Source organism: Aestuariimicrobium sp. T2.26MG-19.2B (assembly GCF_950101875.1).
Classification (GTDB): Bacteria; Actinomycetota; Actinomycetes; order Propionibacteriales; family Propionibacteriaceae; genus Aestuariimicrobium; species Aestuariimicrobium kwangyangense.
Genome location: NZ_CATNLW010000001.1, coordinates 250,189 through 269,407 on the forward strand (window position 1 = coordinate 250,189; position 19,219 = coordinate 269,407).

Consider the following 19,219-nt stretch of genomic DNA (forward strand, 5'->3'; position numbering starts at 1 on the left):
GGCTCAGGCAGGTGGGGTGGGGGTGGGCCGGTCGTCCCCCGGCCGGCTCTTCAAGTGGGGGGTGAGGTCGGCGTCCTTGAGGTCGCCGAACTTCACCCGGGTGCCGTAGACGTCGGCGTACTCCTGACCGGTGAGTTCCTGGATGGCGGCCATCACCTCGTCGGTCACGTGGCGCAGCACCTTCAGTTCGTCCTGCCGGCCCTCGAAGGCACTGAAGTCCAGGGGCTTGCCGATGATCACACCGGGACGGCGCATCACCGGGATGCCGAACAGCCCTCGGGTGAAGGCGGTGTTCACGAAGCCGACCGGGAGCACCGGCACCCCGCCGTCGAGGGCCAGCCGGGCCACGCCGGTGCGCCCCTTGTACAGTCTTCCGTCGCCGGATCGGGTGCCCTCGGGAAAGATGCCCACGAGTCCGCCGTCCTTGAGGGTCTGCGTCACCGGGCCCAGACCAGTGGCGGAGGCGCGACCGCCTGACCGATCCATCGGCACCTGCCCGACGGCCTTCAGGAACCATGCCACCACCTTGGAGCGGACGCCCCGGTCACCGGCGAACAGTTCGGCCTTGGCCGGGAAGGTCAGGCGACGATGGATGAGCGCGGGCAGCAGGAAGGTGTCACCCGCGGAGAGATGGTTGCCGGCAAGGATCGCCCCGCCCTCGGGGATGTTCTCGTCCCCCTTGATCCACGGCCGGAACGCCACGACGCAGACCGGACGGAAGATCGTCCATTTCAGGAACCAGTACCACACGACCTGACAACACCCTTCCCCGCCACCACTCGCCGCTGCCTGCGTGCGAGCCCTCCCGACACCCTACGACACCCATGCCTGCCGGCGAGGGAGGCGAAATCGGTCGTCGGCCCTCGAATCCGGTCCCGGAGCGACCTACGGTGGAGGCGTGGATCCCGACGACGTCGACCGGCGATTCGCCGAACTCGTCACGACGGAGTTCGGTGAACAGGCATGGCGCGAACCCAAGGACGCGCCCCGGGCGCCCGACCGGAGTGGGCCAGTTGGTCAGGATCCGGAAAGCCATGACCCGGTGAGGTATGAGCCGGTCGAGGACGAGCCGGGGAACGACGATGTCGACTACCGCAGGGTCAGCGCACCGGCACCCCTGCCCGCGGACGTGCGGATCGCGGTGATCCTGTCCGCCGCTGGTCTGGTCGGCCTCCTGCTGGCTGGCTTCGTCGTGAACCTGCCCGCCAACCTGGTCTGGCTGGCACCCGCAGCCGCCGGTGGCGGCCTGGTCTGGCTCCTCGTGCGGGCCATGCGGCGCCCACCCCGCGATCCCGATGACGGATCGGGCGCCGTCCTCTGACGCGAGGTCATCCGCGACGGGGTGGCTCCATCAGTTCACGGATGCGCAACTGCAACCGCGAGGAACGTGGACGACCGCGCCGCCGTGGCCAGAAGCCACGGGCGGGGCCGGGGGGTTCGATGATCGAGTGGCGGGCCAGGTCGGCCGCTCCCACCAGCCCGGCGTCATTGCGGAAGTGGGCCAGCGCGACCTGGGCCACCGGACGATATCCACGCCCGGTCAGGGTTCGTTCGAAGGCGGCCCGGGCGGGCGCCACCAGGAGGTCGCCTGCCGCACTGACGCCGCCACCGATCACGAACAGGTCGGGGTCGACAGCGGCTGCGAGGTTGGCCAGCCCACGCCCGAGCCAGGTGCCGACGTCACCGATCAGTTCGACGGCCATCGGGTGCCCGGCCATCGCTGCCTCGGTGACGTCGGGACCTGTCAGCAGGGCCGGGTCTCCCCCCTCGACGTGGTCGAGCAGGCCCTCGGCCTGGGGGGACCCGGCCTCGATCAGGGCCCGCGCATCGCGCACGAGCGCGTTGCCCGAGGAGTACTGCTCCCAGCATCCCCGGTTGCCACAGGGGCACCAGTGCCCATCGGGCACGACACTCATGTGGCCGAACTCCCCCGCCATCCCGTAGCGGCCGCGGAAGAGACGTCCGTTCATGACCATGGCCCCACCGATGCCGGTGCCCAGGGTGAGGCAGACCATGACACGCGCCGACCGGCCAGCCCCGAAACGGTACTCGGCCCAGGCGGCGGCGTTGGCGTCGTTGTCGACCAGCACCGGCACCTGGACGCGAGAGGCGATCCGGTCGCGCAAGGGTTCGTTGCGCCACGCGAGGTGGGGCGAGAAACGGACGATGGCCTGGTCGGTGTCGACCCATCCGGCTGCGCCGATGCCGACCGCGGCGACGCGGAACTCTCGGCTGAGGTCACTGACGATCTCGCAGATCGCGTCCTCGACGGCCTCCGGGCTGCGCGAGGGCGTGGGACGCTGCAGGCGCCGCAGCACCTCACCTTCGGGGGTGACCACACCGGCCGCCACCTTGGTTCCACCGATGTCGATGCCGATCGTGAGCACGCAGTGAGCCTAGCCGAGGCCGACGGTGCTCACGCCGTGACCGTGAGTTCGCCCTCCAGCGCCGTCCGGGAACTGCCACCGACGTGCACCTCGATCGTGGTCGCATCCTGCACCCAGTCGCGGGTCGCACCCGACCAGTAACGCAACTGGTCCGGGCCGAGGTCGAAGCTGACGGTGGTGCTGGTCCCGGCAGGGATCGCCACCCGTTCGAAGCCCTTGAGTTCCCGGATGGGGCGGGTCGAGGTGCCGTAGCGCTGGTGGATGTACAACTGGACGACCTCGTCGGCGTCCACATCGGAGGTGTTGGTGACCTCGACGCTCACCCTCGCGGACTGTCCCACCGCGATGCTGGCGGGCTCGACCCTGAGGTCGGAGTACTCGAAGGAGGCATAGCTGAGCCCGTGGCCGAACCCGAACAAGGGGGTGGACTCGTCGTCCCAGTACCGGGCCGCCTGGGACTCGGGCTGGAAGGTTCGGTAGTGGCTCAGCACCATCGGCACCTGCCCGACGTGGCGTGGCCACGTGAACGGCAGCCGTCCGGCCGGGGAGACTCGTCCGAACAGCAGGTTGGCGACGGCCTCACCGCCCCGGGTGCCGGGGTACCACACGTGCAGCACGGCCGGCGCGACCTCGAGCACGCCCCGCAGGTCGAGGGGGCGACCCGACATCGAGACGACGACCAGTCGGGTTCCGGTCTCGGCGATGCGTCGCAGCTGTTCGGTCTGGCGACCGGCCAGCTCGAGGGTCGAGGTCGAGGCAGCCTCGCCGATCTGGTTCTGGCGTTGGCCCACCACCACGATCGCCACATCGGCCGACGCCGCCAGCGAGACGGCCCGCTCGATCTCGGCGTCGTCGTCGTAGCCCTCGGGGGTGTTGGCGCGAACCTTGTCCATCCGCTCGAACATCGACGGGATGAGCCGGTTCGGGATGCTGGCACCGTTGGCGTGCTCGACCCTCACTCCCTCCCCCACCAGGGCGCGGACACCCGCCAGGATCGTGACCGTCTCGTCGTTGTCCTGGTCGAAGACCCACGGCCCCACGGTGTCACGGGCCGAGTCGGCCAGTTGGCCGATCACGGCAATGGACGACAACCCGTCGGCCGACAACGGCAGCGCCGCGTCGTCGTTCTTCAGCAGCACCGCCGATCGCTCGGCGGCACTGCGGGCGACCTCTCGGTGGGCCACGGAGTCGAGGGTGGCGGTCACCGCATCCTCGTCGACATAGGGGTTCTCGAAGAGTCCCAGTTCGAACTTGAGCCGCAGCACGCGCCGGACGGACTCGTCCAAGGTCTGCACACTGATCCGGCCGGCCTCGACCGCCTCGGGGATGCGGCCGAACGCCGGGTCGAACATGCACATCTCCATGTCGTTGCCAGCATTCAGGGCGCGGACAGCCGCCTCCGTCAGGTCGGGCACGTGGTGCTGGGTCTCCTGCGAACGGACGCCGTTCGCGTCGGAGACCACGAATCCGGCGAAGCCCCACTCGTCGCGCAGCACCTCGGTCAGGAGCCAGGAGTTCGAGACCGCGGGGGTGCCGTTGAGGTCCATGTAGGCCGACATGATGTTGCCAGCACCTGCCTCGACCGCGGCCTTGAACGGCGGCAGGTAGACGTTGCGCAGTTCGGAGTCCGAGATGTCGGAGTCGTCGTAGTCACGGCCGCCACGGGCGGCTCCGTACCCGGCGAAGTGTTTGGGCCCGGCCACGATCCGCTCGGGACCGAGGTCGCCCTGGAAGCCGCGCACCTGGGCAGCGGCCATGGCCGCGCCGAGCACCGGGTCCTCGCCGGCGCCCTCCACGATGCGGCCCCAGCGCGGGTCGCGCGCAATGTCGAGCATCGGGGCGAAGGTCCAGCGGATGCCCACGGCGCTCGCCTCACGGGCCGCGACGGACTGGCCCGCCTCGGCGACCTCGGGGTCCCAGGAAGCTGCCACCGCGATCGGCACCGGCATGATGGTGCGGAAGCCGTGGATGACGTCGAAACCGAAGATGACGGGGATCCCGTGGCGGTTGCCGTCGATGGCCATCCGCTGCAGCCGATTGGCGTTGGCCGCATCCTTGACGAACAAGAGGGAACCGGCGCCACCCACCGACAATGCCTGCTCGACGAGTGTGGGTTGCTGGGAGAAGAGGCTGGCATCGAGGGGCATCGCGTCAGCGTCGGTCTCGAGCTGCTCGGACTGGGCAGCGTTGGCGGTCTCCTCGAAGGCCCCGAAGTAGAAGTACTGGGTGAGTTGCCCGGCCTTCTCCTCGACGGTCAGGCGTGCCAGCAGGTCTTCGACTCGTGCCTCGACACTCAGCGAGGGGTCACGGTAGGGCAGGTCGGTCATGGCGTCTCCTCGGAGATCAGCACGGTGGCCGCTCCCCTGTGGTGGACGGCTCCGGGGCGGGCCACGGTGCCCGCACCCGAGAAGCTTAACGCCTATTCAGTTTTCTCCGCCAGTGGATGGGAGAGGATTGCTCACCCGACTCGGCGGGCACCCATGTAGGGCATGTAGTTGCCGGTCACCGTGGTGACCCGGATGCCACTACGGGGGTTGGCGGCGTCGACGATCTTGCCGCCACCGATGTAGATGCCCACGTGGGAGATACCGGAGTAGTAGAAGACGAGGTCGCCGGGCTGCAACTGGGAGACGCTCACGGGCACCCCGACCCCCCACTGGCCCTGTGAGGTGCGCGGCAGGGAGACCCCCGCCGCCGCCCACGCGCCCCCGGTGAGCCCGGAGCAGTCATAGCCCGTGGGACCGGTTCCGCCGTAGACGTAGGGGCCGCCCACCTTCGACAGCGCGAAGTTCGCCGCCACTTGGCCACGCGAGCTGCCTGCGGGGACGGTGACGGCCGGGGGCTGGTCCCGGGTCGTGGAGCGCGAGGTGGTGGAACGCGAGGTCGTTGACCGCGTGGTCGCGGTGGCGACCTGCTGGTGGGCCACTCGCCGTGCCTCGGCCTCGGCCTTGGCCTTGCGTTCGGCGGCCAGGCGCTGCTGCTCCTGGGCGGTCAGCTTGGCCACCACCTCGCGGGCCTGCTGCTCGCGCTGCTGTTGCTGCTTGATGAGCGAGGCCTGCTCAGCCTTGTCGTCGACCAGTTGCTGCTTGGCCGCGATGAGTTGCTGCTGGGTGGTCTGGAGCTTGGCCTGCTGGGCCTGGTAGGCCTGCACCCGGTCGTTGGTCAGGGTGGTGACGCTCTGCACCGTGGCCAAGTTGCGGATGAACGCCGTGTCATCGGGGCTCGCGAGCAGGCGGGTGGTGAGGTCGATGCCGTTGGCCTGGTACTGCAGCAGCGCCAGCTGACCCATGGAACCGACCTGGGCGGAAACCTTGGCCTTCTGCTCGACGAGGTCGGCATTGAGCGTCGCAACCCTGCCGGAGGTCTGCTTCAGGCGACCGTCGAGGGTGGAGTACTGCTCGGCCATCTGGGCACCCTGCGACTCGATCTGCTCGAGCTTCTGCTGCGCCGTCTTGACTGCGTCGGGATCGGCATGGGCGGACAGCGACATGGGGACGACGAGGGCCGCAACCGTCAGACCGACACCCACACCGGCGAGCGAGGCTCGACGCCACACGTTCTCCATCGACACGATTCTGCCTTCCACGCCGGATGGAGCCACTCCACCGACTTGCCTGAGAAAATCTTAACCGACCTTCAGGAGGCGCGCCACTCGACTGGCCGGATCACCACCCGGCTGCCCGCCGATGTGGTCCCGGGCTCTCGCCGGCCCCGTCCGAGCCGCGGTCGGGGGTCACCAACCTCAGCGGGGGGACCAGACCCGACTCCACCAGGGCGGCGACTGCTGCCTGCTCATCGGTGTCGAACACGGCCTGTGGTTCCGACGCGGCCTGTGGGTCGAATGGTTCGAGAAGCACACTGATGACGCAGTCCGAGCAGCCGACGCCGCGTACCTGACAGGTGGAGCAGTCAACAATCAAGGAATCCATGCCCGCATCCGAACATGGGCCCCTGACAAATCTGCCGGGAGCACGTCCTCCCCGAATTTGTCCGAACCCCGCCCTAGCGTGTCGGCCATGTCACCGGACCGCTCCCCCACTCGTGCATCCCGGGGTTGGGCCGCCTACCGCGAGCACGAGCCGCGGACGAGGCCCGAGGTCACCCCGCTGACCCAGCCGTCGCCGGCCGCACCACCGGGCCTCGGGCAGCAGGGCTTCGGGCAACCCAGCTTCGAGGACCTCGGCACGCCGCTGGCGGCTGTCACCTTCGTGGTCGTCGACCTCGAGACGACCGGGGGCGGCGAGGGCGACACCATCACCGAGATCGGAGCCGTCAAGGTCCGCGGTGGTGAGGTGCTCGCCGAGTACCAGACCTTGGTGAACCCGGCCACGGCCATCCCGCCCCTGATCGCCGTGCTGACGGGGATCACGAACCAGATGGTCGCCGGTGCCCCCCGGCTCCCCGAGGTGCTGCCGAGCTTCCTCGAGTTCGCAGCCGGCTCGGTGCTGGTGGCCCACAACGCGGGCTTCGACGTCGGCTTCCTGAAACGGGCCGCGAAGCTGCACGACCATCCGTGGCCCGGTTTCCTGGTCGTCGACACCGTGGCCCTGGCCCGGCAGAGCCTGCTCAAGGACGAGGTGCCCAACTGCAAGCTCGCGACATTGGCGGCCTTCTTCCGCACCACCACCCAGCCGAACCACCGGGCCCTGTCCGATGCCCGCGCCACCGTCGAGGTGCTCCACGGCCTCCTGGCCCGGGTGGGCAATCTGGGGGTGAGCACGCTGGAGGACCTGACCGAGTTCACCCACCGCGTCTCGCCCCAGCGCCGCGCCAAGCGAGCACTGGCCCAGGGTCTGCCCGACTCCCCGGGCGTCTACTGGTTCTGGGCCGACCTGCCCGATGGTCAGGGTGGCGCCCGGCGGGAGGTGCTGTACGTCGGCAAGTCGCGGAGCCTGAGAACCCGGGTCCGCAGCTACTTCACGGCGTCGGAGAAGAGGGGCCGGATCGAAGAGATGGTCAGGGTCGCCGACGGGGTCGACCACGTCGTCTGTTCCACCGAACTCGAGGCCGAGGTGCGGGAGCTGCGCATGATCGCTGCCCACGCCCCCCGGTACAACCGCCGCTCAAAACGTCAGCACCGCACGTACTGGGTCAAGGTCACCCAGGAGGCCTTCCCCAGATTGTCGGTGGTACGTCAGGTGACCGACGACGGAGCCCGGTACTGGGGTCCCTTCGGATCCTCACAGGCCGCCCAGGACGGTTGTCTGGCCCTGTACGACGCGTTCCCCATCCGTCAGTGCACCACTCGTCTCTCGTCCCGCAGACCCAGTCCGGCTTGCGCGCTGGGCGAGATGGGGCGATGCCCGGCCCCGTGCCAACTCGGCGAGGGGGTCGACCAGTACTCGGCCGTCGTCGAGGCGCTCACCCACGCCCTCGACGCCGACGTTCGTCCGGTGGTGCGGGCCGTCGGCTCGAAGCTCGACCGGTTGGCCCGGCAGCAGCGTTTCGAGGAGGCCCAGGAGCTCACCCGCAGGCTGACCACCTACACGTCGACGACGCGGCGCTGGCATCGGTTGTCATCGCTTGCGCGGTGCTCACAGATCGTGGCGGCCCGCCGGATCGAGACCGGGTGGGAGGTGCAGGTGCTCCGTCGTGGACGACTGGTCGGCTCGGCCCACTGCCCGATCGGAGGGGTGCCACAGCAGGTGGCCCGGGACGCTGTCTCCATGGCGGAGTCGGTTCCCGACGGACCAGCGTGGTTGCCGGCCGCCAGTGTCGAGGAGGCCGAACGGGTTGCAGCCTGGATGGAACAACCGGGCGTACGGCTGATCGAGATCGAGGGCGAGTGGGCCTGGCCCGTCGGCATCGGCCTCGGTGAGGGCGAGTTGGCGAGGGTGGCAGCCGTCGGGGCCGAGCACCTCGCCCTGATCGACCCGGACGACCTGGCCACCGGCTGGAGTGACCGGGATCTGGGCTGGGCGGGGGTCGGAGGTCAGCCCGCCCGGCCCTCGGTCGTCGTCGACGATTCGGCATAGGATCGCGGCATGATCACCGCCATCGTGTTCGTCCACGCCGAGACCTCCCGCATCCCGGAGGTGGCCCAGCAGATCGCCGAGATCAAGGGGGTGACCGAGGTGTACTCGGTCACGGGGCAGATCGACCTGATCGCCATCGTGCGGGTTCGTTCACACGACGAGGTGGCGACCACGATCGCCGACCGTCTGAACAAGGTGCCGGGCGTGATCGACACCGAGACGCACATTGCGTTCCGCTCGTTCTCCCAGCACGACCTCGAGGCCGCATTCTCCCTCGGCGGTAGCTGACTCGATCCGCAGCCCCTGGGCTCAGGCGCCGAGCGCCCAGGTGGCGCCCATCAGCGCCAGACACAGCAGCGCAACACCGATCGCACCGAGCTTGAGTCGGGATGCGCGCTTCGACCAGGGCGAATAGGCGAACAGGGCACCCAGACCCACGCCGACGGCGATACCACCCAGCTCACCGATCCAGTTCTGCGACCCGACCACGATCGAGTAGACGACCATCAGGGTGAGCAGGATGATGTCGGCACGAATGTCGTGCTGGGCGCGGTACTTCAGCACCGCGTAGCCGGCCACGATGCCGAACACCCCGCAGATCGCCCCGTCCAGAGCCACCGGGGGGCCGAGCACCGTCATCGCCGTGGCGCCGCCCAATCCGCAGAGCACGAAGGCGCCGGCGAGATGGGCGCCGCCCAACTCGTTCTCCAGGCCACGGCCCATCAGGTACAGGATCACCCCGTTGATGGCGGCCTGGATCAGACCGGACGAGGTGAACGCGTACAGCACCGGGCGCCAGAACTCCCACGCGAGGGCAGGATGGCTCCCGACCACGAGGTACTGGGCGAGGGGGGTGAAGGAACAGGCGACCGCCACCAGCACCACTGCGCCGACCAGCGCCAGGGTGACCCGGTTCTCAGCGGGTGCCGTCGAGAATCTGAAGTCTTGGCGCTGGTGGCTCACGTGTGCTCCGTCGGGGTGCTGGTGGGGTCGTCTGGCTGAGGACGAGGTCAGTTGACCTCGACCGATGAGATCACGACGGGCTCGACGGGGCGGTCCTGGGATCCGGTGCGCACGTGGGCGATCTTGTCGACCACGGCCTTGGACTCCTCATCGGTGACCTCGCCGAAGATGGTGTGGCGACGGTTGAGGTGCGGGGTGGGAACAACGGTGATGAAGAACTGCGACCCGTTGGTGCCGGGTCCGGCGTTGGCCATGGCCAGCAGGTACGGACGATCGAACGACAGCTCGGGGTGGATCTCGTCGCCGAACTTGTAGCCGGGGCCGCCGGTGCCGGTGCCCAGCGGGCACCCTCCCTGGATCATGAAACCGTCAATCACGCGGTGGAAGGTCAGTCCGTCGTAGAAGTTGCCGGTGGTGGGCTGGCCCGTCTTCGGGTCGGCGTACTCCTGGGTGCCGGTGGCGAGTCCGACGAAGTTCTTCACCGTCTGGGGCGCCTGGTCTTCGAACAGGTCGATGCTGATGTCGCCGTGGTTGGTGTGCAGGATGGCAGTCGCCACGATTCTCCTCGGGTTGGGATGGATGGTCCGGAACGATCGTCCCGAGCCTATCGGGTCGTCCACACCGTCACCGTTGACCCGGAGTCCCCCCTGAGAACTCTTCCCGCCTTGGGAAGCGTTGCTCCTTGTCGCGCTAGCGTGGACGATGCTCGACCACGAGCTGACCTGGCGATCACGCCACGTACCCACACAACGGAGGAACTCCCTTGTCACTCAAGAAGAAGAAGAACAAGATCGTCATCGAGGTGCCCACGCCGACCGAGCGCGCGCACGACGCGATCGATGCCGCCGTCGCCTTCTTGGCCCCCTATGTGCACACCGCACAGGAGCTGGCCGCAGAGTCCGCGGAGAAGTACGGGCCTGTCGCGTTGACGGCTGCCAAGTCCGCCGCGGGCCACGCGGCAGAAGCCGCCACCAAGGCGAAGGAGTCGCTGGCACCGCACGCCGACTCCGTGCTCAAGCAGGTCTCCCCCTACACCGATCAGGCCCGGAGCCGGGTCCAGGAAGACCTGGTGCCCAAGCTGGTCGCGCTCTTGCACGAGGCCGAGAAGCACCCCGCGGTGCAGGAGGCCAGCAAGCGAGGCGCCGCCGCTCTGGCCGCGGCCAAGGGGGAGGCGAGCCTGGCAGAGGTGGTGCATCCCAAGAAGAAGCGCAAGGTCGGCAAGACGATCGCCGGCCTGGTCGCAGCCACTGCCCTGTTGGCCGGCGCTGCCGTCGCCGTGCGCCAGTTCCTCACCTCGAAGGACTCGGGTTGGACGGCACATGAGCCCTCCGCCGCCTACACCCCTGGTGCCCGGGCCAGCGAGGAGGAGCCGGTGCAGACGTTCTCTGCCTCTGACCTGACCGAGGACGAAGCCGCGAACACAGCCTTCGAGGATGCTGATGCAGCCTTCTCGCCGGACTCCGATGTTGCCTCGGAGGCTACCGCCGAGGCTCCGTCCTACGGTGAGGGCTCGTACGTGGGGGAGAACCCACCCGAGGGCTTCACCATCAAGGGCAATGAGCGCTCGATGAAGTTCCACCTGCCCGACTCGGGTGGCTACGACCGGACGATCGCCGATGTCTGGTTCGCCAACGAGGAGGCGGCCGAGAAGGCCGGGTTCACCCGCGCCCAGCGCTGACCCGCAGCTCGACACCGACGGCAAGGGCCGGTTCCCCGCGTGGGAACCGGCCCTTGTCGTCTCGTGTTTGGGTCGTCTCGTGTGTGGGTCGTCTCGCGTTTGGGGTCGACCCCTGGGCAGGACGGGCCCGGTCAGGCGGTCGGGAGCGCCTGGGCGAGATCGGCGATGATGTCGTCCACGTGTTCGATGCCGATCGACAATCGCACCATCTCGGGGCGGACACCTGCCGCCACCAACTCCTCCTCGGTCAGTTGGGAGTGGGTGGTGGTGGCGTTGTGGATGGCCAAGGACTTCGCGTCGCCGATGTTCGCCAGGTGACTGAACAGCTTGAGACCCTCGATGAAGGCAGCGCCGGCCTCTCGTCCGCCCTTGAGACCGAACGCCACCAGACCACCGAAACCGCCGTCGAGGATGCGCTTGGCCACCTCATGGGACGGGTCGCCGGGCAGACCCGGATAGGTGACCCAGGCGACCGCCGGGTGCTGCGACAGGTACTCGGCAACGGCGAGGGCGTTGGACGAGTGCCGTTCCATCCTCAGGTGCAGGGTCTCGAGCCCCTGCAGCATCAGCCAGGCGTTCAGGGGGGCGATGGCCGCCCCGGTGTTGCGCAGCAGCACGGTGCGGGCGCGGATGATGAAGGCCGCAGGACCTGCCGCTTCCGTCCAGACGACGCCGTGGTACGCGCCGTCGGGTCCGGTGAGTGAGGGGAAGCGTTCGGAGTGGGCCGCCCAGTCGAACTTGCCCGAGTCGACGATGATGCCGCCCATGCTGGTGCCGTGGCCGCCCATGTACTTGGTGGCGGCGTGCACGACGATGTCGACGCCGTGGTCGAAGGCGCGCGTCAGGATGGGCGTCGGGACGGTGTTGTCGACCACGAAGGGCAGTCCGGCAGCGTGTGCCGCCTCGGCCCACGCATCGAGGTCGACCACGTTGAGGTTGGGGTTGCCGACGGTCTCGCCGAACACCAGCTTGGTGCGGTCGTCGACGTGCGCCGCCAAGTCCTCGGGCTTGGCGGGGTCGACGAACCGGGTCTCGATGCCGAACTGCGGCAGGGTGTGCGCGAACAGTGCGTACGTGCCGCCATAGAGGGTGGACAGGGCCACGATGTTGTCGCCCGCGCCGGCCAGCGTGAGCACGGCGTAGGTGACCGCGGCCGCCCCCGATGCCGTCGCCAGGGCCCCGACGCCGCCCTCAAGGGCATTGACCCTCTCCTCGAAGACGTTCTGGGTCGGGTTCATGATGCGGGTGTAGATGTTGCCGGAGGCGCGCAGGGCGAACAGGTCGGCCGCGTGCTCGGTCGAGTCGAACACGTAGCTGGTGGTCTGGTAGATCGGCACGGCACGGGCGTTCGTGGCCGGGTCGGCCTGCTCCTGGCCGGCGTGCACGGCGAGGGTTTCGGGGCGTGGGTTCATGACCACATTGCAGCCCACCCGCGCGTCAGTTGGGCAGGCGCCCACGAAATCGGCCCGCAGGTTCGCGGACGACGAAAATCGTCCCCTCACAGGGACACCCCGTTGCGGCTGTGACCCCCGCACGGCCCTAGGGTTCAGGGCGTGAACGGGGCATGGACTGCAGCGGCTGGAGCCCTCAGCTGCTCAGGCATCGCCCTGGTGGCGTGGTGGGCGGTCTCGCGACTCCCCGAACCCGACGAGGTCGACGAGCTGCCCCACCTTCCGCAGTCCCCGGCCTGGACGAAGCCGAGCTACGCCAGCGTCGCTCGCCGGCGGGGCTGGGTGGTGTCGACACTGCTGGTCGCTGCGCTGCTCGGAGCGTGGGCCAGCACCCTCGCCGAACCTTGGCCGTGGTTGGCCTGGGGCTCGGCGGGGCTGGTGCTGGTCACGGTCGACCTCGCGACGACCTATCTTCCGGTGCGGCTCCACTGGTGGGCGGCCGGGATGACCGTGGTGGGGGTGGCGGCGGTGCTCGTCCGCGACCCAGCCCCGGGAAGAGTGCTGACCGTGGTGGCGGGAGCGGCGCTGGCGACCGCCTTCTTCTGGTTGGTGTGGCGCATCACCGGTGCGTTCGGGTTCGGGGACGTGCGTCTGGCGGTGCCGCTGGGCGCGCTGGCCGGCCTGTTGGGTTGGTCGGGTTGGTTCGGGGCGCTCCTGGCGGGCACGGCGCTGGGCGCGGTGCACGGGTTGCTGGTCTCGTTGTGGCGGCGTCGCCACCCCTCCGGGTTGGGCTCGGCCTTCCCCTACGGACCGGCGCTGTGGGTGGGCCCCTGGGTCGCCCTCGCCCTGACCTGAGCAGTCACCTGAGCTGAACACATCGGGCCCGAGCGGATCCGACCCGGCCTGACTGCCACTCAGCAGGGAATCAGACGGTGGCCTGACTCAGTTCGACCCATCGGTCCAACAGTCGCGAGCAGGCTCCGGAGTCGATGGCGGCGCTGGCCTCGTCGAGCCGCACCCGCAACTGGTCCACCAGCGGGGCATCGAGATCGGGGCCGTGGAAGGCGAGCAGCGCAGCCGCCGCGTTCAGCACCACGATGTCGCGCACGGGCCCGGTGGTGCCGGCGAACAGGTCTCGGACGACTTGCGCGTTGTGCTGCGGCGGGCCGCCCACCAGGTCCTGGCTGTGCGCTGGCTGCAGTCCGAGCTCGACGGGGTCGAGGGCGCTCTCGACGATGCGACCGTCGCGGAAGAGCCACACCTGTGAGTCGGTGGTGGTGGTGAGCTCGTCGAGGCCGTCACCGCCGTGGAACACGAGTCCCCGACCGCCGCGGCCGGCGAGCACTCCCGCCATCAGGGGTGCCATCCGTTCGTGCGCCACGCCCACGGCCTGGGCGAGGGGTCGCGCCGGGTTGGCCAGCGGGCCCAGGAAGTTGAAGGTGGTCTGGATCCCCAGCTCCTTGCGCGCCGAGGCCGCGTATCGCAGCGCCTGGTGGAACTTCGCCGCGAACAGGAAGGTGATGCCCAACTCGGCCAGGATGCCGGCGTGTGCCTCGACGGGCACGTCCAGGCAGACGCCCAGGGCTTCGAGGCAGTCAGCGGTGCCGCACTGTGAGCTCGCTGCTCGGTTCCCGTGCTTGACCACCCTCGCGCCGGCCGCGGCAGCAACCATCGCGGCCATGGTCGAGACATTGACGGTGTTGGCGCGGTCGCCGCCGGAGCCGACGACGTCGACGGCCTCACGGTCGAGATCGATCTGGGCTGCGCGCGACAGCATGGCGTCGGCCAGCCCTGAGACCTCGTCGATGGTCTCGCCCTTGCTGCGCAGCGCGACGGCGAATCCGGCGATCTGCACCGGCGTGGAGTCACCCGACAACACCTGGTCCATCGCCCAGCGCGCTGCCGGCAGGTCCAGGTCCTGACCACTGACCAGGGAGGTCAGCACGTCCGGCCAGGTGTGGGCAATGCCCATCAGTGGGTGACCTCGAGGCCCGCCCGATGGCGGCGCACAAGGTCGGCGGCGGCCTGCGGCAGCCGGATCGGGTCGACGGGCAGGGCCTGGATGGCGTCGGCCTTCGACCAGGTCGCCAACCAGGCGTCAGCCACCCGCTGCACCAGCACCAGCACCGGAGGGCAGTTGGGCACCTCGTCCTTGAGTTGGTAGGCCAGGCCCATGCCGCCGTGGGGAACAGCTTCACCGTCGAAGATCAGCAGGTCGTACGCGTTCTGGTCGACGGCGCGGACGGTGGCGTCGGGCGTGGCGGTGTCGAAGATCTCGAGGTCGGGCAGGTCCGCACCGAGGCGCCGGCCCAGGGCCAGTCGGATCTGGTCGCGGATGGTCCGGTCGTCGGAGTAGACCAGAACCTTGAGCGTGTCGGGCGTCGCCTCAGTTGACATCCATCGTCCTGTTCAGTGCGCAGCGGGGCTGCTCGGCTGGGGGTTCGTGGGGGTCGTGTCGTTGATGGCCGTTGCATCGGACGAGACGCCCTCGGCTGCATCGTACCGCTCACCACCGGGCCCGCCACTCGACGGTGTGCTCTCGTCCGCCCTGGAGGACCCGGGGGCACCACCGGCCAGGGTGGCCTCGCGCGCCTCCTGACGGTCAAGCGCTCGGTCGACCCGAGCCGCCTCACGTTGGGAGTCGCGGTACCAACTGATGGCCAGCGCCGACATCACCGTGACCATGGTGAAGTCTCCCGTCGCCCACAGGATGCCGCCGGCCCAGTTCTGGTCACGCAGGGGGCTGACTCCCCAGTCGCGGTGGAAGGACAGGTACCAGTCCCCGGCCAGCAGTCGGGTCGCCCCCATGATGGTCACACCGATGAAGGCGTGTCCAGGCATCTGCAGCATCACCAGCAACAGCCGCAGCGGGTGCGGGAGCTTGTTCGGCAGCGGGTCGACACCGAGGATCGGCACGAAGAAGGCGACCCCGATCCACACCATCCAGGTGTGCAGCAGGTCATGGGCCCAGTCGTGGCGCAGCGTGATCTCGTAGAGACCGGTCATGTAGAGGGCGAAGGGATACCCCACCATGGCCAGGGTGTTCAACGGCGGGAACAGCAGCACCTTCGCCACCCAGGAGTGGAGCACTGCCACCAGCCACCTGCGCGGGCGAGTGGGCAGAGCGCGCAGGGCCAGCGTGACCGGTGCGGCCTGGGCAATGTTCACGCCTGCGAACATCGTCAGGATCATGTGCTGCACCATGTGCACCCAGAACAGCACGGTGTCGTAGACCCCGAGGAAGCCCATCGTCGCGAAGGCGAGCAGCGCCATGGCCACCAGCCACGAGAGCGTGCGGAACACCGGCCAGTGGTCGCCCCGTCGGCGCAGTCGCACCACACCGGCCACGTAGAGGGTGAGCGCGAGGACGATGAGGACGCCCCCCGGCCAGTTCCACGTCCAGGCAGTCGCGTAGCGCCAACCCGCGAGCGGGGCGATGGCCTCCCCCGGGTCGGTGTGCAGGGGCAGGAGCGCCAGGAAGGGGGGCATGGCCCTCATTGTCCCACCGCGAACCAGCCTCGTCCTCTGGTGCCCGAGCGGGTCACGCTGAGCCCAACGGGACCCTGACGACCGCATCGGTGACCTGCGGACTCTCGCCGCCCAGCAGGTAGCCGGCGCCATTCCAGACGGTCACCGAGGCGTCGGCCAGCGGCGTCGGCAGGGTTCCGGCGTCGACGAAGCGTCCGGTACCCGGGTTCCACCACCACATCTGGTCGGTGAGCGTGTGGGGCGCGAGCCGTCCGCCGGCGATCAACAGCGAATCCCCCGAGGCCATCACCTGGCTGTGGCCCAGGGCTCGGGGCAGGTGACCGCAGATGCGCGCGACCCCGGTGGCCACGTCGACGCACTGGATCACGGACAGTTCGTGCCCGTCGACCTCACCGCCCACGACGTAGGCGGTCTGGCCGATCAGGGCACCACCTGCGTAGCGCACCGGCCGCACGAGGTGGCCCAGCATGTGCAGACCCGAAGGCCCCGACAGCAACACGTCGGTGACCGCGCGGGTTCCGTCATAGCCGCCGATCACGAGGTCGCCGCCCGGCGTCGGCACCGTGGTCAGGTCGGAGCGGGTACCCGACAGGGGTGCGACCACTCGCCACGCCGACCCCTCGAGGCGTTGGACAGATCTCTGCTCGCTGCTGTTGCCCCCGCCGTAGACGGTCGGAGCACCGGGACCGTTGCCCCCGGCAGCGTCGTGCACCTTCACGGCCAGCCGGGGTCGCGGGGTGGTGGACCCGGTCCGGAGGTCGACGGCCACGACCAGGTCCGAGGAACTGTTGTCGGGTGGCATGCCGCCGGCGAGGGTGACGGTGGCCCCTGAACTGATCAGGGCGGTCCGTGAGATGGGGTACGGCAGCCGCCAGCCCAGGGTTGCTGCCCTCACCGTGTGGCCCGAGCGGGTGGGCTCCCGGCTGTGGGGACCGGCGGAGCTGGTCGTCCGGGCGCTGGGACGACCGGTCGTCGTCTTCTTCACGGGCGGGCGAGCGCTGGTGCCCGGCCCTGACGGCCCCGAGGTGGAACAAGCCGCCATCAGGCTCGAGGCGAGCGCCAGCGTCACCACGGTGAGGACGCCCACCGCTCGGGGGCGCAGTTGGGGCAGGGCTTGCCTCACCGCATGTTCCCGGTGTGGCCCAAGGAGTAACGACCGGGCTGTGGCCAGACGCAGAGACCGTGCGGGTTCACGTACCCGGACTTGATCCGGGCGACGAGGGTGCCGGTGGCGGTGTCGAAGCCGTACACCACCCCGTCATAGCGACCCGACAGCCACAACGTCCTGCCGTCGGCGGAGACCCCGCCCATGTCGGGGCTGCCGCCCCCGGGGATCGTCCAGGTGCCGACGATGGCGTGGGTGGCGAAGTCGAGCACACTCACCTTCCCGGCGCCCCGGTCGGAGATGTAGAGGAGCTTCCCGTCACGCGAGGGGTAGAGGCCGTGGGGGTGCTTGGGCATGCCGATCGTCCTCACCTGCCGGAAGGTCAGCGCATCGATCAGGCGCAGCTCATTGGTCCCCATGTCGGCGACGTAGAAGGTTCGACCATCGGGCGACAGTCGTACGTCCTGGGGCATCGACATGCCCATGTCGGAGGGTGCGGCGTCCCGGGCCGAGGCGGTGGGATCGAGCTTCATCCGGTCAACGATGCGGTGCTCGCTCGTCGAGATCTTCAGCAGTTCACCCGAGAACTCGCAGGTGACCACGAAGAAGCGACCGTTGGCCGAGAAGTCGGCATGGTTCGGTCCCTTGCAGGTGGGGTCCTGGATGCGGGTGGTCGGCTTGAAGGTCTGCGGGTCGGCGAACTCGATCGTGTTGTGCTCCTCGACCATCACCACCGCCGACCTTCCGTCGGGGGTGAAGTACAGGTTGTAGGGCCGCGGCACCGGCAGGTCCTTCACCTTGTGGGTGGTGACCGGGTCGATCGAGGTCAACCGATTGGCCTGCGAGGAGTTCACCAGCAACCGGCTGAGGTCGTAGGAGGGGACGACGTGCTGGCTCAGGTAGCCCACCTTGAGCACCTCCACCACCTTGCGGGTGGTCTGGCTGATCACGGTGACGGTGCTGCCCTTGGCATCGGGCACGTACAACATCGCCGGGTCCTGGGCCACGGCCGGCGAGAGCATTCCTGCGCGGGTGCGGGAGTAGACATCGCGGCCGACCACTGGGGGCATCCCCGGCAGCGGGTCCGCGAAGGGGTCCTGGGCGTCGGCCGAGGGGCCGGACGAGGACGCCGAGGCACTCGAGGCGGGCCGAGCCGAACCGGACGCCGGGGCGGCAGTCGTGACTCGTCCGGACGTCGACGGGGCGGGGTCCTCGGTCGCGGTCGACGTGCCACACGCCGCCGTGATCATCAGTCCCATCACCACGAGTGCCGCTGCGCTCGGATTTCGCATGTGCCCTGCCCTTCAGGTGGATCAGCGGTGCGGAGGAACCGCCACCCGAAGCGTAGGAGCCGACCCCAACCCGCCGGGGCCTGGTCCACGAAGCCTGACGGCGGCTGCCACGTCCACTCCGGCCGACGAAACATGACCAATCCCTCATTTCCGGCCATAATGAGCCCGTGGCCACTACGCAGCAGAACCCGAGCGCCTTGGCGATCCCGCACGGGGCCGTGCACCCGATCGCTCCCGCTCGCCTGAACAAGCCCGTCGGACGACCGGAGACGGTGCCCCTGGGCACCTGGATCTGGCTGGCCAGTGAACTGATGTTCTTCGCTGCGCTGTTCGCCGCGTACTTCATGATTCGCGAGACGACCACCGGTCTGGCCCCGGCGGGCCAGGCGACCCTGTGGCAGACCCAGTCCCACCACCTCGACTTCCCGTACGCGGCGGTCAACACCCTGGTGCTGGTGCTCTCGTCGGTGACCTGCCAGATCGGGGTCCACGCTGCCGAGCACGGCAAGGTGAAGCGCTCCGGTGGGGCTTTCAACCTGGCCAAGTGGGGCATGCGTGAGTGGTACATCCTCACCTTCGTAATGGGGTCGATCTTCATCGCCGGGCAGGTGACCGAGTACGCCACGCTGATCAGCGAGGGACACACCATCTCGGCCAACGTGTACTTCTCGGCCTTCTTCCTCGCCACCGGGTTCCACGGTCTCCACGTCCTCGGCGGCCTGATCGCCTTCCTCTTCTGCCTCGGGCGCACCTACATGGCGCGCACCTTCACCCGCGAGCAGGCCGTCACGGCGATGGTCGTCTCGTACTACTGGCACTTCGTCGACGTGGTCTGGATCATCCTGTTCACGGTCATCTACGTGCTGCGCTGACCCAACCAACCCCGTCGACCCGGACACCGGTCGACGCAACCACCCAGTCGAGAGGTAAGGACACATC

General features: G+C 69.1%; 19 protein-coding genes. 6 read left to right on the top strand and 13 right to left on the bottom strand.

Annotated features, from left to right (window positions below; all coding sequences use genetic code 11):
• Positions 1-3 precede the first annotated feature (3 nt).
• Positions 4-750 carry a lysophospholipid acyltransferase family protein gene (locus QQZ11_RS01160; protein WP_284548229.1) on the bottom strand — a complete coding sequence of 249 codons (747 nt, stop codon included), beginning with the start codon at positions 748-750 and terminating at the stop codon, positions 4-6.
• Between the two features lie 148 nt (positions 751-898).
• Here QQZ11_RS01160 and QQZ11_RS01165 point away from each other — a divergent pair, with 148 nt between their 5' ends.
• Positions 899-1,321, top strand: a complete 423-nt coding sequence (locus QQZ11_RS01165; RefSeq protein ID WP_284548230.1) for a hypothetical protein — start codon at positions 899-901, stop codon at positions 1,319-1,321.
• 7 nt (positions 1,322-1,328) lie between these two features.
• Here the strand turns inward: QQZ11_RS01165 and QQZ11_RS01170 are convergent, their stop codons facing one another.
• From QQZ11_RS01170 to QQZ11_RS01185, 4 genes are all read right to left on the bottom strand, one after another.
• Positions 1,329-2,387, bottom strand: a complete 1,059-nt coding sequence (locus QQZ11_RS01170) for an ROK family glucokinase (RefSeq protein ID WP_022909701.1) — start codon at positions 2,385-2,387, stop codon at positions 1,329-1,331.
• Between the two features lie 29 nt (positions 2,388-2,416).
• Positions 2,417-4,714 (bottom strand): glycoside hydrolase family 3 N-terminal domain-containing protein, encoded by a 2,298-nt coding sequence (locus QQZ11_RS01175; RefSeq protein ID WP_284548231.1) that lies wholly within the window; start codon positions 4,712-4,714, stop codon positions 2,417-2,419.
• A 131-nt stretch (positions 4,715-4,845) separates the two neighbouring features.
• Positions 4,846-5,952 (bottom strand): C40 family peptidase, encoded by a 1,107-nt coding sequence (locus QQZ11_RS01180; RefSeq protein WP_284548232.1) that lies wholly within the window; start codon positions 5,950-5,952, stop codon positions 4,846-4,848.
• A gap of 100 nt (positions 5,953-6,052) precedes the next feature.
• Positions 6,053-6,196 carry a hypothetical protein gene (locus QQZ11_RS01185; RefSeq protein ID WP_284548233.1) on the bottom strand — a complete coding sequence of 48 codons (144 nt, stop codon included), beginning with the start codon at positions 6,194-6,196 and terminating at the stop codon, positions 6,053-6,055.
• A gap of 207 nt (positions 6,197-6,403) precedes the next feature.
• Here QQZ11_RS01185 and QQZ11_RS01190 point away from each other — a divergent pair, with 207 nt between their 5' ends.
• Both QQZ11_RS01190 and QQZ11_RS01195 read left to right on the top strand, forming a co-directional pair.
• Complete coding sequence (locus QQZ11_RS01190; RefSeq protein WP_284548234.1) at positions 6,404-8,362, top strand: DEDD exonuclease domain-containing protein; 1,959 nt, start codon at positions 6,404-6,406, stop codon at positions 8,360-8,362.
• A 9-nt stretch (positions 8,363-8,371) separates the two neighbouring features.
• The gene (locus QQZ11_RS01195) at positions 8,372-8,650 is read left to right on the top strand and encodes an Lrp/AsnC family transcriptional regulator (RefSeq protein WP_022909696.1); all 279 of its coding nucleotides are present in this window, start codon (positions 8,372-8,374) and stop codon (positions 8,648-8,650) included.
• A gap of 21 nt (positions 8,651-8,671) precedes the next feature.
• Here the strand turns inward: QQZ11_RS01195 and QQZ11_RS01200 are convergent, their stop codons facing one another.
• Both QQZ11_RS01200 and QQZ11_RS01205 read right to left on the bottom strand, forming a co-directional pair.
• The gene (locus QQZ11_RS01200) at positions 8,672-9,325 is read right to left on the bottom strand and encodes a rhomboid family intramembrane serine protease (RefSeq protein ID WP_022909695.1); all 654 of its coding nucleotides are present in this window, start codon (positions 9,323-9,325) and stop codon (positions 8,672-8,674) included.
• A gap of 47 nt (positions 9,326-9,372) precedes the next feature.
• Positions 9,373-9,885, bottom strand: coding sequence for a peptidylprolyl isomerase (locus QQZ11_RS01205; RefSeq protein ID WP_284550121.1), 513 nt, complete (start codon positions 9,883-9,885; stop codon positions 9,373-9,375).
• Between the two features lie 203 nt (positions 9,886-10,088).
• On the opposite strand from QQZ11_RS01205, the gene QQZ11_RS01210 reads away from it, so the two are divergent.
• A complete protein-coding gene (locus QQZ11_RS01210) occupies positions 10,089-11,003 on the top strand; it encodes a sunset domain-containing protein (protein ID WP_284548236.1) in 915 nt (304 codons plus the stop codon).
• 131 nt (positions 11,004-11,134) lie between these two features.
• Here the strand turns inward: QQZ11_RS01210 and QQZ11_RS01215 are convergent, their stop codons facing one another.
• Entirely contained in the window at positions 11,135-12,415 is a 1,281-nt protein-coding gene (locus tag QQZ11_RS01215) for an O-acetylhomoserine aminocarboxypropyltransferase/cysteine synthase family protein (protein WP_022909692.1), read from the bottom strand.
• Positions 12,416-12,556: 141 nt separating this feature from the next.
• On the opposite strand from QQZ11_RS01215, the gene QQZ11_RS01220 reads away from it, so the two are divergent.
• Positions 12,557-13,249: a prepilin peptidase gene (locus QQZ11_RS01220; protein WP_284548237.1), complete on the top strand. Its 693-nt coding sequence runs from the start codon at positions 12,557-12,559 to the stop codon at positions 13,247-13,249.
• 70 nt (positions 13,250-13,319) lie between these two features.
• On the opposite strand, the gene trpD is transcribed toward QQZ11_RS01220, so the two are convergent.
• From trpD to QQZ11_RS01245, 5 genes are read right to left on the bottom strand one after another with little or no spacing between them, the layout of a single operon-like run.
• Complete coding sequence (gene trpD, locus QQZ11_RS01225) at positions 13,320-14,366, bottom strand: anthranilate phosphoribosyltransferase (RefSeq protein WP_284548239.1); 1,047 nt, start codon at positions 14,364-14,366, stop codon at positions 13,320-13,322.
• Entirely contained in the window at positions 14,366-14,791 is a 426-nt protein-coding gene (locus tag QQZ11_RS01230) for a hypothetical protein (protein WP_022909689.1), read from the bottom strand. Before QQZ11_RS01230 ends, trpD begins: the two co-directional genes overlap by 1 nt.
• Before the next feature lie 12 nt (positions 14,792-14,803).
• Positions 14,804-15,883 (bottom strand): cytochrome c oxidase assembly protein, encoded by a 1,080-nt coding sequence (locus tag QQZ11_RS01235; protein WP_284548241.1) that lies wholly within the window; start codon positions 15,881-15,883, stop codon positions 14,804-14,806.
• Positions 15,884-15,935: 52 nt separating this feature from the next.
• Positions 15,936-17,006 carry a hypothetical protein gene (locus tag QQZ11_RS01240; protein WP_284548242.1) on the bottom strand — a complete coding sequence of 357 codons (1,071 nt, stop codon included), beginning with the start codon at positions 17,004-17,006 and terminating at the stop codon, positions 15,936-15,938.
• Positions 17,003-18,280, bottom strand: a complete 1,278-nt coding sequence (locus QQZ11_RS01245) for a YncE family protein (protein ID WP_284548243.1) — start codon at positions 18,278-18,280, stop codon at positions 17,003-17,005. The genes QQZ11_RS01240 and QQZ11_RS01245 overlap by 4 nt, the downstream gene beginning before the upstream one ends.
• Positions 18,281-18,447: 167 nt before the next feature.
• On the opposite strand from QQZ11_RS01245, the gene ctaE reads away from it, so the two are divergent.
• Entirely contained in the window at positions 18,448-19,152 is a 705-nt protein-coding gene (ctaE, locus tag QQZ11_RS01250; RefSeq protein WP_022909685.1) for an aa3-type cytochrome oxidase subunit III, read from the top strand.
• Positions 19,153-19,219 lie beyond the last annotated feature (67 nt).

What these genes read in the sequence shown, in the direction of transcription:
- QQZ11_RS01175 (WP_284548231.1), bottom strand. Translation starts at nt 4,714, where the DNA reads ATGACCGACCTGCCCTACCGTGACCCCTCGCTGAGTGTCGAGGCACGA.
- QQZ11_RS01180 (WP_284548232.1), bottom strand. Translation starts at nt 5,952, where the DNA reads ATGGAGAACGTGTGGCGTCGAGCCTCGCTCGCCGGTGTGGGTGTCGGT.
- QQZ11_RS01190 (WP_284548234.1), top strand. Translation starts at nt 6,404, where the DNA reads ATGTCACCGGACCGCTCCCCCACTCGTGCATCCCGGGGTTGGGCCGCC.
- QQZ11_RS01195 (WP_022909696.1), top strand. Translation starts at nt 8,372, where the DNA reads ATGATCACCGCCATCGTGTTCGTCCACGCCGAGACCTCCCGCATCCCG.
- QQZ11_RS01215 (WP_022909692.1), bottom strand. Translation starts at nt 12,415, where the DNA reads ATGAACCCACGCCCCGAAACCCTCGCCGTGCACGCCGGCCAGGAGCAG.
- trpD (WP_284548239.1), bottom strand. Translation starts at nt 14,366, where the DNA reads ATGGGCATTGCCCACACCTGGCCGGACGTGCTGACCTCCCTGGTCAGT.
- QQZ11_RS01230 (WP_022909689.1), bottom strand. Translation starts at nt 14,791, where the DNA reads ATGTCAACTGAGGCGACGCCCGACACGCTCAAGGTTCTGGTCTACTCC.
- QQZ11_RS01235 (WP_284548241.1), bottom strand. Translation starts at nt 15,883, where the DNA reads ATGCCCCCCTTCCTGGCGCTCCTGCCCCTGCACACCGACCCGGGGGAG.
- QQZ11_RS01245 (WP_284548243.1), bottom strand. Translation starts at nt 18,280, where the DNA reads ATGCGAAATCCGAGCGCAGCGGCACTCGTGGTGATGGGACTGATGATC.